Below are 11,771 nucleotides of genomic sequence, written 5' to 3'. Positions count from 1 at the left end.
AATTCAGCACATGACCGTGAGGAGTTGCCATGAGCACTATTACCATTACCGATGCCGCCCATGATTACCTGGCAGACCTGCTGAACAAGCAGAATACTCCGGGAATCGGCATTCGCGTTTTCATCACCCAGCCCGGTACCCAGTACGCGGAAACCTGCATCGCCTACTGCAAGCCCGGTGAGCAGAAGCCGGAAGATCAGGCCATCGGCCTGGCTAGCTTCACCGCGTGGATCGACGCCGTCAGCGAGCCGTTTCTTGAAGACGCCGTGGTCGACTACGCCACCGATCGCATGGGTGGCCAGCTGACCATCAAGGCGCCAAATGCCAAGGTGCCGATGGTCAACGAAGACAGCCCGCTCAACGAGCGTATCAACTATTACCTGCAAACCGAGATCAATCCCGGTCTGGCCAGCCACGGCGGCCAGGTGACGCTCATCGACGTGGTCGACGAAGGCATCGCCGTACTGCAGTTCGGTGGTGGTTGTCAGGGGTGCGGCCAGGCCGACCTGACCCTCAAGGAAGGTATCGAGAAGACCTTGCTCGAACGCATTCCGCAGCTCAAGGGTGTGCGTGACGTGACCGATCACAGCAATCGCGAAAACGCGTACTACTGATCATCGGCTTGCTGCAAAAGGCGACTTCGGTCGCCTTGTCCGTTTTCAGGGTGCTACGGTTCACGAAAGCAGGATAAAAAAACAAAAGCGTAATGGCATTCTGCTATAGATTGTCAGGAACGCTCTAGGATGGCGCCATCGTTGTCGGCATTTCACCGCAGCGTAACAAGCCGGAACTGGCTCACCTTCTCGAGGCGTACCGATGCCGGAAGCATCTCTTCTCGTTTGCGACGATTCGAACATGGCACGCAAGCAACTGCTGCGCGCCTTGCCCACGGATTGGCCGGTAACGGTCAGCCAGGCCAGCAATGGTGAGGAAGCCCTCGAGCAGCTTCGTGCGGCGCATTTCGATCTATTGCTGCTCGACCTGACCATGCCGGTGCTCGACGGCTATGGCGTGCTGGCCGCGCTCAAGGCCGAAGGTCTTGCCCAGAAGGTCATCGTTGTCTCCGGTGACGTTCAGGAAGAAGCCGTGCGCCGGGTTCAGGAGCTCGGCGCGCTGGCCTTTCTGAAAAAACCTGCCGATCCCGAATTGCTGCGCCAGACCCTCGACCGTCTGGGCTTCCTCAGCGCGCCTTCCGCGCCGGCCACGGCGCCCGTGGCAGCGCTGGGAGAGCCCAAGGTATCGTTCCGCGACGCTTTCCGCGAAGTGGTCAACGTCGCCATGGGCCAGGCGGCAGCGCTGTTGGCGCGGGTACTGGGTGTGTTCGTGCAGTTGCCGATCCCCAACGTGAACATTCTCGAAGTCAGCGAGCTGCACATGGCGCTGGCCGATGCCCAGCGCGGCAACGGGCTGACTGCGGTGTGCCAGGGCTATATCGGTGGCGGCATCAGCGGTGAAGCCCTGCTCATCTTCCATGACTCGGAAGTAGGGGACATGGCCAGGCTGATGCAGTGGCAGCAGCAGAATTATTCGTCCATGGAAATGCTCCTGGACATGTCCAGCGTGATCATCGGCGCGTGCCTGAGCGGCATCGCCGAGCAGCTCGACGTGAGCTTCTCCCAGGGCCACCCGCAGGTGCTCGGTGAGCATGCCTCGATCGACGAACTGATCCGCCTCAACGGTCAGCGCTGGCGCAAGACCCTAGCCGTGGAAGTCAGTTACAGCATCGAAGGGCACAATATCCACTTCGACCTGCTGTTGCTGTTCACCGAGGACTCGGTGCCGCTGCTGACCAAAAAACTCGCCTACCTGATGGAATGACAGACATGGTCGCGAACATGGATTTCAACGAGTTCCACTGGCTGCTGGCGATCGTGCAGAGCATCGACGTCGGTGTGGTGGTGCTGGATCGCGACTACCGGGTCGAGGTATGGAACAGCTTCATGGAGAATCACTCCGGGCGTACCGCGCAGGATGCTGCCGAGCGCTCTTTCTTCGAACTGTTTCCCGAGGTCGAGGAAGGCTGGTTTCGCCGCAAGGTGGATAGCGTCGCCACCCTTGGCACGCCGGCTTTCACCATCTGGGAGCAGCGGCCTTATCTGGTGCGCTTCAAGAACTACCAGCCGATTACCGGCCTGGAAGATTTCATGTACCAGAACACCACCGTGCTGCCGCTGCAGGCCACCAACAGCAAGATCGAGCACCTGTGCCTGATCATCTATGACGTTACCAGCGTCGCGGTGAACAAGCGCCAGTTGCAGTCGATGAGCGATCAGTTCAAGCACCTGTCGCGTACCGACCGACTGACCGGCCTGAACAATCGCGGGCACTGGGAAGAAGAGCTCAAGCGCGAGCATGCCCGCCATCGTCGCTACGGCAGCAGTGCCTCGCTGGTGATCTTCGATATCGATCATTTCAAGAAGGTCAACGACACCTATGGCCACCAGGCAGGCGATGCGGTGATTCAGGGCCTGGCCAAGGTGGTCAGCGAGCAGATCCGCGATACCGACATTGCCGGGCGCTACGGTGGCGAGGAATTCGTGGTATTGCTGCCTGACGTCGACTGTGCAGGTGGGCGAGTCTTCGCCGAGCGCCTGCGTGGCGTGGTCGAGCATCTGCAGATCAGTCACGAGGGGCAGGTGATTCCCTTCACCATCAGCCTTGGCGTGGCAGACCTGAGCGAACCCAGCCACGACCACCTGCAACTGCTGCAGTGGGCCGATCAGGCGCTTTACACCTCCAAGCGCAACGGTCGTAACCAGGTGACCGTTTTCGGTGCCTGATGGCTCAGCCTGCCAGTGGCGCTCTTGGAGCCGATCGGCCCAGCAACGCCACGACGGCTATTGCCAGCACCGGCAGCATGGCCAGGTTGACCAGGCTCCAACCCAGTCCGGTGATCAGCGCACCGGATGCGAATGCCGCACAGGCGGCAACACTGCCATTGGCCAGCTCCATCAACCCCTGAGCCCTGCCACGCTCCTCGGCGCTGTGAGCGCTGACCAGCAACGTGGTGCCGGCTACCAGCATCAGATTCCAGCCGATCCCAAGTAGCAGCGATGAAATCAGGAAATATGGCTGTGTCTCACCGGTCAGTGCGATCAAGGCGCTGCTGCTGAGCAGCGCGACACCAGTCATCGCGATACGTCGGCCACCGAGACGGTCCACCAGCGGCCCAGCGATCAGCGCAGGTAGAAACATGCCTAGCATGTGCCACTGGATTACCTGCGCCGCGCTTTCCACTGAAAGACCACAAAAACTCATGGCCAGCGGTGTGGCATTCATCACCAGAATCATCAGGCCATGACCGATGGCGCTAATGGCAAGCGCAGAGCGGATTGCCGGGCGAGCCAGCAGCTCGCGCATATTGCCACGAGGAGCGGCGGGGATTGCCCCTTCGCGCAGTGCGCTCAGCAGCAAAAACCCCAGCAATGCCAGCACCGCAAGCAGCAGGTAAGCGCCGACGAAAGGCGTGCTCAATGCATTGCGTGCCCATAGCGTCAAGGTAGGGGCAAGCAGGGCGGCACAGACACCGCCACCGATCACCCAGGCTGCAGCGCGCCCCTTGTGTGCCTCATCCACCGTTTCCAGCGCAGCAAAACGGTAGTACATGGCGGACGCCTGGTAGACCCCGATTGGCAAGGCGCCCAGGCAGAACAGATTGAAATCCGCCAACCACACGCCAAGGGCGCTGATCAGCCCGCCGAGAATTCCGGCTGCGGCGCCGAGCGTCAGCCCGGGACGGCGGCCATGACGCTGCATGAACAGCGACAGCGGATGAGTGGCCAGCAGATTGCCCAGCACCAGCAGAGCCAGCGGCAATGTCGCCAGGCTGTTGTACGGAGACAGTTGCATACCGATCAGGGCGGTGAGGGTGATGCCAATCAGCGAGCAGCTCCAATACAGCGCCTGAGCGAAGAACAGGATCAGTAGCGCGCGGTTACGCAGTAGCAGCATCGCATCCTCCAGCCTTGAGCACCCGCAACGTCGACGGCGGGTTGGCAGGCAGCTTCGCGGCCGGGCGGATCGGGCGGCGGACCAGTTCGCCCGAGCAGTTCGGGCAGTGGCCTTGCAAGTGGGTGTCGGCGCAATCGCTGCAGTAGGTGCATTCGAACGAGCAGATGCGCGCGTCGCAGGACTCGGGTGGCAGGTCGCGGTCGCAGCATTCGCAGTTGGGGCGCAGTTCAAGCATGGGATGTCTCCTGGCCGAAACGTTCGGCGTATTCCTGGGGGCTGATGGAAAGGTGCTTCTGAAAGACCCGGCGCAGGTTCTCCGGGTGGCCGAAGCCGGTAAGGCGTGCGACCGTCGCCACGGAGGCCTGGGCGTCCTGGAGTAGCGCGCGGGCGGCTTCCAGGCGAATGCGCTCCACGTAACGTGCCGGGCCGGTGCCCAGCTCCCTGGCGAAAACCCGGGAAAGGGTGCGTGGCGCCATCTTCGCTTCGCTGGCCAGCGCCTCCAGTGACAGGTCTGCCCCCAGATTGGCGGGAATCCAGTCGAGCAGCTCGGCAAGCCTAGGCGTGCGGCTGGGTTCCGGGGCGAGCAGGGCGCTGAACTGCGCCTGGCCGCCAGGGCGGCGCAGGAACATCACCAGGCGGCGCGCTACGGCCAGTGCCATGCTGCGGCCAAGGTCGGCCTCCACCAGCGCCAGGGCCAGATCGATACCGGCCGTGACGCCGGCGGAGGTGAACAGATGGCCGCTGCCACCGGCGCCAGCGGGGTCGTAGGTGTGCAGGCAGTTGCTGTCGACGCGTAACTTACCGTGTTGGCGAAGGGTGTCTATATCCGCCCAGTGCGTCGTCACCCGTTGGCCGTCGAGCAGGCCGGTACGCGCCAGGATCAGTGCGCCCGAACAGACCGATCCCAGGCGGCGTATGCTGGGCTCGGCACCGCGCAGCCAGCTCAGCAGGGCCTGGTTTTCACATTGAACGGTTTCACCGATACCACCGGGAATCAGCAGGGTGTCCAGGCTGGCGGGGTCACAGTCGGCCCAGGCGGCGTCTGCCACCACGCGCATGCCAGAAGAGCTGCGCACCTGCCCGGCTTGCTCGGCGAGCATCAGCAAGCGGTAGGCATCGCCCAGCCCCTGGCGATTGCGCTCAACGTTGGCGGAGGCGAATACCTGCAAGGGGCCGACCACGTCGAGACTCATGAAGTCCGTGTAGACCAGTGCGGCGATGCATCTGCTTTCGTCCATGACAATCCCTCGGGGAACATGGACGCAGTGTGCGCGGGCGAGAGAGTGGCGGCAATGACATTATTCCCACATATCTCGCCACATTGAAGGGGCTCAGGGCACTGGGATCTTTTCCAGAAACCGCATCAGCAGGCTTTCCTCTGATCGCAGCCCCTTGCGCGCCGCAGCGAGGCGCAAATCGGCGAGCTCACCGCAGTGGAAGGCATCTATCAAGGCCGGGTGGATGTAGCATTTGCGGCACACCGCCGGCGTGTTGCGCAGCTCTTCGGCAACCTGCTTGACCATCGCCACCACGTGCTTCTTGGCCGAGCTCTCCGGCTGCCACTCCAGTTCACGCAACAGGGTCAGCGCCAGAGCGCTTCCCGCCCAGGTGCGGTAATCCTTGGCGGTGAAATCGGCACCCGTGAGCTCGCGCAGGTAGTTGTTGATGTCGGTCGATGTCACGGTATGGCGTTCGCCATTCGCGTCGAGGTACTGGAACAGATGCTGCCCCGGCAGCTCCAGGCAACGGCGGATGATGCGTGCCAGGCGCCGGTCACTGACCTCCACCTCGTGCTCGATGCCGCTCTTGCCGCGGAAGTGGAAACGTATGGCGCTACCCTGTACTTCGACGTGGCGGTTGCGCAGGGTCGTCAGGCCGTAAGAGCGGTTTTCCTTGGCGTAACGTACGTTGCCGATACGGATCAGGGTGTTGTCGAGCAAGGTAATGACCGTGGCCATGACCTTTTCCCGACCATGCTCGGGCAACAGCAGGTGTTGCTCCACCGTCTGGCGCAGTTTCGGCAGGGCTTTGCCGAACAGCAGCAGATTGGCGTACTTGTCGGTGTCGCGCACTTCGCGCCAGCGGGGGTGATAACGGTATTGCTTGCGACCTCGCGCGTCGCGGCCGGTAGCCTGCAGGTGGCCCTTGGGATCCGGGCAGATCCATACGTCGACGTAGGCGGGCGGGATGGCCAGTGCGTTGATGCGCGCGATTTGCTCGGCATTGCGGATGCGTTCACCGCCAGGCTCGAAGTAGCAGAACTTGCCGCGCAGTTTGCGCCGGGTGATCCCCGGGCCGCCGTCATCGACGTAGTGCAGGTCGTTGGGTAGCTCGGGGATCAACGACGAATCGCTCATCGACGGCCCTCCGCTGCGGCAACGGAGAAGGTGGTGAGCGTGATGCCAACCAAGGGGAGGGCGACGCAATACGTCACCGGAAACCGCTGTACTTCATCGACGTAATGCATGCCGGCCAGCTCGTTGCGACGGATAAAGACTTAGCCAGCCGAACACGACAGGAAGTTCAGTCTTTTACCGATACGGTGAGTGGGGCGGATAACGCGGAAGGGGGATGTTTCAATCCAGAGACAAGTTGCCGCACCCGAGGTGCGGCAACTTTCATGGCAATAACGAAAGTCAGCGACTGGCGCTCTATTCCGGCATGCTCCACGGGGCGAGGTCGAAGCCTTTGCTGCTCAGCTCGTCACGGGACTTTTTCAGTGCCTTGGCCAGTTCTAGCGGATCGCTGTAAATGCTGCTGGTGAGTTGCGTACGATCGATCAGGCGAGTGCTGGTGCGGTCTACGACCGTAAGGCTCAGCACGCCGGTACCGTCCTGGGGAGCCCAGGCGACACAGTGAAAAGGTTGAAAGGCACGATCGGCAATCAGCAGTGCATCATTGAAACGCAGCGAAGCGTTCATGGGGTCGGTTCTCCGAGGTTTTCCCAATGATTCATAGTGTCAGCATCGTGTGTTAACGCTGACGTTCATAGCTGTTGATGTTTCGATGAGCCCTGCAAGTCACATCCGAATCAATTAATTTTTCAAAAAACCGAAAATTAAATTGTGAAGTTGACGAGCATCAAAGTTTTCAAGGGTTCCTGTACGTAGTTACGTACCGACCATTGAAACGACACCAACAGTTAATAGGAAAATAACCCGGGTATTCGGTTCCGTTTGGTTCCGTATTTTTTATCAACAACGGCAAGCGCTTAAGCGCAGCGGAAGATTTTCTGCCGGTTTTCCGGCGTCCATGCCGCTACCGCCTAGAGCGGCTGCAGTCGGTCTGCCAGGCTGCCGGTCTCGAGCAGTTCGAGAAATTCATCGCCCATGCGCTGACTTTCGTCCATTGCCAGGCGCCAGTAGCGCTCACGCCCGGCGTCATCGCCGAGAAAACGGCTGAAATCCTTGCGGTCCGGCAGCTTGCCGAAGGGCAGGCGCGCCAGGTATTCCCGCGATGGCGCCAGGAGCAGGACATCCTGCAGGCGTGTGGCGTCACCGCGACGCCAGGGCATGCCCTTGTCGAACCAGCCGGGAATGACGCGATCGGTGAAGTGCGGGTACAGCACGATGTCGTCACCGCTGTATGGCAGGTCCAGGTGATAGTCGAGCAGGCCGCCATCGCGATAGGTGCCTGGCCCAACACCAGGAATGTCGCGTACGCCCTGCATCACGAAGGGGATCGAGCCGGATGCCAGCAGGGCATGGCGCAGATTGCCGACATCGAGCGGCAGGCAGCGTGAAGGAAAATCGGTGAGCGGGTGCAGCGGTGGTGCCAGGCGCGCGTCGTGGAGAATCACCCGTTCGAAGTGGCGGGCCAGACGCGGGCGCCCGAGGATGTTGCTACCCATCACCGACGACAGGCCCAGCCCTAGCGCGCGTCGGCCATCTTCGGCAAGCCGACCGTGGCTTTTCACCACCACGATATTGAGCCGGTAGTGGGCATTGTCGAGCACTGCAGCATCTTGCTGCTGCAGCAGTTCATCGAGCATCTGCGCACAGCGCCGGGACACTTCGAGCATGCTCACGCCCTTCGCGAAGCGCATGCCGGTGTACAGCTCGCCCAGGCGTCGCAAGGCCACCGCTGGCTCTGGCAGACACGCACTGGCGAAGCGCCAGGAGCCGATCGAGGCGCCGATCAGCGAGCGCTCCCGCGGGGCACGCGCCAGCCAGTCGCCGAACAGCGCGATATCCAGCCCCTGGATGCCCAGCGCCTTGGGGCCACCTGCGGCACCGGGCAGGGTGCCGACATCCGCTGGCTGCAGATGACGCTCGCGAATGCGCGCCAAGGCACGGCGGCCCGCTTTGAGGGTAAGGGCAGGGTACTTGATCTGAATGGCGCTCATGGGGGGCTCCGGCGGCAAGGCGCCAGTATAAGGCGTGCGGTGCCGGCCGGTCTGTGCAGCAATTCAGTTTGAGTTAAGTCGCTTCCCTTAATCTGAACACCGTCGAAACAGTTCACCAAGGAGTTAACCGTGAAGAAATTGACCGCATTGTTCGCCGCTGCCGCTCTCATCGCCACCGCCGGGATCGCCCAGGCCCGTGACCTGGGTCCGGACGAGGCACTCAAGCTGCGTGACGCCGGTACCATCCAGTCCTTCGAAAAACTCAATGAGGCTGCCCTTGCCGAGCATCCGGGCGGTAAACTGGAGGGCACCGAACTCGAGGAAGAATATGGTCGCTACCTCTATCAGGTAGAAGTGCGTGACGCCCAGAACCGCAAATGGGATGTCGAACTCGACGCGACCAATGGCACCATCCTCAAGAACCATCAGGATGATTGATGAAAGGCAATCCGCTTTTACGCTTCATTTCCATCATGCTGCTGGTGACGCTGACTTGCGCCGCCAGTGCGCGTGACCTCGATCAGGACGAGGCGCGGGATCTGCGCTTGAGCGGCGTGATCCTGCCGCTCGACCAGTTGATGCGTGAAGCGCTGGAGCGTTATCCCGGCGCGACCCTGCTCGAGGCCGAGCTGGAGGAAGAGGACGATGTCTTCGTTTACGAAGTGGAACTGCTGACCCGGGAGGGCGTGGTTCGCGAGTTGGAACTGGACGCCCACGACGGGCGGATACTGAAGGATGAGGTAGACGACTGACATGCGCCTGTTGCTGGTGGAAGACCATGTACCGCTCGCCGATGAGCTGATCGCTTCGCTGACCCGCCAGGGCTACGCGGTCGACTGGCTGGCCGATGGCCGCGATGCCGTCTATCAGGGGGCCAGTGAGCCCTATGACCTGATCATTCTCGACCTCGGCCTGCCTGGCAAGCCGGGGCTAGAGGTGCTGCAGGAATGGCGCAAGGGTGGCCTTGCCACCCCGGTGCTGGTGCTCACCGCTCGTGGCTCCTGGGCCGAGCGTATCGAAGGGCTGAAGGTCGGTGCCGACGATTATCTGACCAAGCCGTTTCACCCCGAAGAGCTGCAGTTGCGCATTCAGGCGCTGCTGCGCCGTGCCCGCGGGCTGGCCAACCAGCCACAGTTGCAGGCTGCCGGCTTGCACCTGGATGAAGGCCGGCAGTGCGTCAGCCGTGGCGAGCAGGAGATCGAGTTGACCGCTGCAGAGTTTCGCCTGCTGCGCTACTTCATGCTGCACGCCGGGCAGATTCTCTCCAAGAGTCACCTGGCCGAGCATCTCTACGATGGTGAAACCGAGCGTGACTCCAACGTCATCGAGGTTCACGTCAATCACCTGCGCCGCAAGCTCGGCCGCGAAGTGATCGAAACCCGACGCGGCCAGGGCTACCGGTTCAGCGGTAGCGCCGCTTGAGGTCGATACAGCGGCGCCTGAGTCTCGGCCTGATCAGCGTCCTGCTGATCATCGGCCTGCTGCTGGCGCAGACCTGCCTGTGGCTGTTCGACAACAGCCTGCGGCGCTACATGCAGTCCGGCCTGGAGGAGGAGGCGCAATCGCTTCTCGTTGCACTGGTGCGAGGGCCCTCCGGCATCCAGCTGGATGAGTCGCGGCTCAGTGCGGCGTTCCAGCGCCCATACTCCGGCCTTTATTTTCGCATCGACTTCGCCGACAAGAGCTGGCGTTCGCGTTCGCTGTGGGACAGCGAATTGCAGCCCAGCGATGTGGATGGCCTGCAGCCCGAGCTGCAGGATGGCCCCCAGGGGCAATTGCTGGTGACATTTCGCGGCGATTACCGGCGTTTTGGCCAGCAACTGAACATTTCAGTGGCTCGCGATTACACACCGGTTCTGGAAAGCTTCCGGCGCGTGCAGCGCATCGGCCTGGGCCTGGGCCTGGGCAGCCTGGCCCTGATCCTGTTGCTGCAACGGCTTGCCGTCAGCCGCGCACTGCGCCCGCTGGAGCAGACCCGGGTGCAAATCGCCCAACTCCAGCAAGGCCAGCGTTCGGAACTGGATGAGCAGGTACCCGAGGAACTCGAGCCCCTGGTCGAGCAGATCAACCATCTGCTGGCCCACACCGAAGAAACCCTGAAGCGTTCACGCAATGCCCTGGGCAACCTCGGGCATGCCCTGAAAACGCCGCTGGCGGTGCTGGTCAACCTGGCTTCGCGGGAAGAACTGCGCGCCCATCCGGAGCTGCGCGACAACCTGATCGAACACCTGCAGCAGATCGAGCAGCGTATCGCCCGCGAGCTGGGCCGTGCCCGGCTGGCCGGAGAGGCCTTGCCCGGCGCGCATTTCGATTGCAGAGAAGAGTTGCCTGGGCTGTTCGCCACCCTGGGCATGATCCACGATAGCGGCCTGGACCTGAGCTGGCAGGCCTCGCCGCCGGACCTGCGTCTGCCACGGGACCGCGAAGATCTGCTGGAACTGCTCGGCAACCTGCTGGACAACGCCTGCAAGTGGGCAGACAGCCAGGTGCGCCTGCATATCGGGCGCACGGCCGACGCCTACGTGATGGATGTCGACGACGATGGCCCGGGGATCGACAGCGAGCGGCGCGAGGAGGTGCTCAGCCGCGGCATTCGTCTGGATGAGCAGACAGCCGGGCACGGCCTGGGGCTGGGCATCGTGCGTGATATCGTCGACGCCTGGGGCGGCACGATATCGTTGCACGACAGTGATCTGGGTGGGCTGCGGGTGAGAATCGAGTTGCCGCTGCGCGGCCGCTGATCGCTATTGCACTGAGCGTTGTGACCAGGGTTTTCCTCGGTTCCAACCCGGCTCCTGGCCTGGTTGCAGTGCGAGGCATCGATCGACGAATACCTCGCTGTTGCTTACATGCCGTTGGTGAACGCCGGATCGCTCAGGTCGATATTGGCCCGTACCGGCTTAAGCGCTTCACCGTACTGGGCGAGGATGTCCAGAGCGTAGTCGATACGTGCACGAATGCGGCCGTCGTCTTCGCTGGCTGGCTGTTCGTCGTTGAGCACCTTGGTCACCTGACGGATGATCAGGTGTTCCGGCAGGTAGTTGACGCGGCAGTTCTTGTAGCTCGAGCTGCGCAGCTCGGCGATCGGGCTGCCGCCGCCAATGCCCGAAGAGACCCCCACCAGCAGACCCGGCTTGTGGGCCAGCTCGGCCTTGCTGGCGTAGATGAAGAAGTTCTTGATCGCCGGCCCGGCCATGCCGTTCCACTCGGGGGCGATCACCACCACCGCATCGGCGCTTTTCAGGCGCTGGCTGTAATCCGGCCAGGTGCCGTTGTCTTCGGCTGGCCACAAGGGCAGGGGGCCGGTGCCCAGATCGATGACCTGGCTCAGCTCGGCGCGGGTCTTGCCCAGTGCAATCAGACGCTGACGCAGAAAATGGGCAACCTTCGCGGATTGGCTGTCAGGGCGGCTTGAGCCGGCAACCAGAACGATATCGAGCATGTGCATCCTCCATGGGTAAAAGGCGTGAGGCTA

Annotated in this window: 14 protein-coding genes; 7 read left to right on the top strand and 7 right to left on the bottom strand. The window is 62.2% G+C overall.

Features of this window, described 5'->3' with window-relative positions; all coding sequences use genetic code 11:
* Positions 1-29 precede the first annotated feature (29 nt).
* The 3 genes from nfuA to QRN22_RS04780 all read left to right on the top strand — a co-directional run bounded on the left by nfuA (position 30) and on the right by QRN22_RS04780 (position 2,780).
* Entirely contained in the window at positions 30-614 is a 585-nt protein-coding gene (nfuA, locus tag QRN22_RS04790; RefSeq protein ID WP_042552611.1) for a Fe-S biogenesis protein NfuA, read from the top strand.
* Positions 615-816: 202 nt separating this feature from the next.
* Positions 817-1,818, top strand: coding sequence for a response regulator (locus QRN22_RS04785; RefSeq protein ID WP_042552612.1), 1,002 nt, complete (start codon positions 817-819; stop codon positions 1,816-1,818).
* 5 nt (positions 1,819-1,823) lie between these two features.
* Positions 1,824-2,780: a GGDEF domain-containing protein gene (locus tag QRN22_RS04780; RefSeq protein ID WP_042552613.1), complete on the top strand. Its 957-nt coding sequence runs from the start codon at positions 1,824-1,826 to the stop codon at positions 2,778-2,780.
* 4 nt (positions 2,781-2,784) lie between these two features.
* Here the strand turns inward: QRN22_RS04780 and QRN22_RS04775 are convergent, their stop codons facing one another.
* The 6 genes from QRN22_RS04775 to QRN22_RS04750 all read right to left on the bottom strand — a co-directional run bounded on the left by QRN22_RS04775 (position 2,785) and on the right by QRN22_RS04750 (position 8,296).
* A complete protein-coding gene (locus QRN22_RS04775) occupies positions 2,785-3,948 on the bottom strand; it encodes an MFS transporter (RefSeq protein ID WP_231570114.1) in 1,164 nt (387 codons plus the stop codon).
* Entirely contained in the window at positions 3,935-4,186 is a 252-nt protein-coding gene (locus tag QRN22_RS04770; protein ID WP_042552615.1) for a DUF1272 domain-containing protein, read from the bottom strand. The genes QRN22_RS04775 and QRN22_RS04770 overlap by 14 nt, the downstream gene beginning before the upstream one ends.
* Positions 4,179-5,189 (bottom strand): GlxA family transcriptional regulator, encoded by a 1,011-nt coding sequence (locus QRN22_RS04765; protein ID WP_042552616.1) that lies wholly within the window; start codon positions 5,187-5,189, stop codon positions 4,179-4,181. Before QRN22_RS04765 ends, QRN22_RS04770 begins: the two co-directional genes overlap by 8 nt.
* Before the next feature lie 93 nt (positions 5,190-5,282).
* The gene (locus QRN22_RS04760) at positions 5,283-6,308 is read right to left on the bottom strand and encodes a DNA topoisomerase IB (protein WP_042552617.1); all 1,026 of its coding nucleotides are present in this window, start codon (positions 6,306-6,308) and stop codon (positions 5,283-5,285) included.
* A 294-nt stretch (positions 6,309-6,602) separates the two neighbouring features.
* Entirely contained in the window at positions 6,603-6,872 is a 270-nt protein-coding gene (locus tag QRN22_RS04755) for a hypothetical protein (protein ID WP_042552618.1), read from the bottom strand.
* Positions 6,873-7,216: 344 nt separating this feature from the next.
* Positions 7,217-8,296 (bottom strand): patatin-like phospholipase domain-containing protein, encoded by a 1,080-nt coding sequence (locus QRN22_RS04750; RefSeq protein WP_042552619.1) that lies wholly within the window; start codon positions 8,294-8,296, stop codon positions 7,217-7,219.
* A gap of 129 nt (positions 8,297-8,425) precedes the next feature.
* Here QRN22_RS04750 and QRN22_RS04745 point away from each other — a divergent pair, with 129 nt between their 5' ends.
* Genes QRN22_RS04745 through QRN22_RS04730 form a run of 4 tightly spaced genes read left to right on the top strand, consistent with a single transcriptional unit; the run spans position 8,426 to position 11,037 of the window.
* On the top strand, positions 8,426-8,734 hold the full coding sequence (locus QRN22_RS04745) for a PepSY domain-containing protein (RefSeq protein ID WP_042552620.1): 309 nt from the start codon (positions 8,426-8,428) through the stop codon (positions 8,732-8,734).
* A gap of 35 nt (positions 8,735-8,769) precedes the next feature.
* A complete protein-coding gene (locus QRN22_RS04740) occupies positions 8,770-9,048 on the top strand; it encodes a PepSY domain-containing protein (RefSeq protein WP_373565145.1) in 279 nt (92 codons plus the stop codon).
* 1 nt (position 9,049) lies between these two features.
* A complete protein-coding gene (locus QRN22_RS04735) occupies positions 9,050-9,718 on the top strand; it encodes a response regulator transcription factor (RefSeq protein WP_042552622.1) in 669 nt (222 codons plus the stop codon).
* Positions 9,715-11,037: a sensor histidine kinase gene (locus tag QRN22_RS04730; protein ID WP_042552623.1), complete on the top strand. Its 1,323-nt coding sequence runs from the start codon at positions 9,715-9,717 to the stop codon at positions 11,035-11,037. Before QRN22_RS04735 ends, QRN22_RS04730 begins: the two co-directional genes overlap by 4 nt.
* Positions 11,038-11,141: 104 nt before the next feature.
* On the opposite strand, the gene QRN22_RS04725 is transcribed toward QRN22_RS04730, so the two are convergent.
* Entirely contained in the window at positions 11,142-11,738 is a 597-nt protein-coding gene (locus QRN22_RS04725; protein WP_042552624.1) for an NADPH-dependent FMN reductase, read from the bottom strand.
* Positions 11,739-11,771: the final 33 nt, after the last annotated feature.

Source organism: Pseudomonas sp. MEJ086, from assembly GCF_030209025.1.
GTDB lineage: Bacteria > Pseudomonadota > Gammaproteobacteria > Pseudomonadales > Pseudomonadaceae > Aquipseudomonas > Aquipseudomonas fulva_A.
Note: the sequence above shows the minus strand (reverse complement) of the source record. Positions and strands in the feature narration are given on the sequence as shown.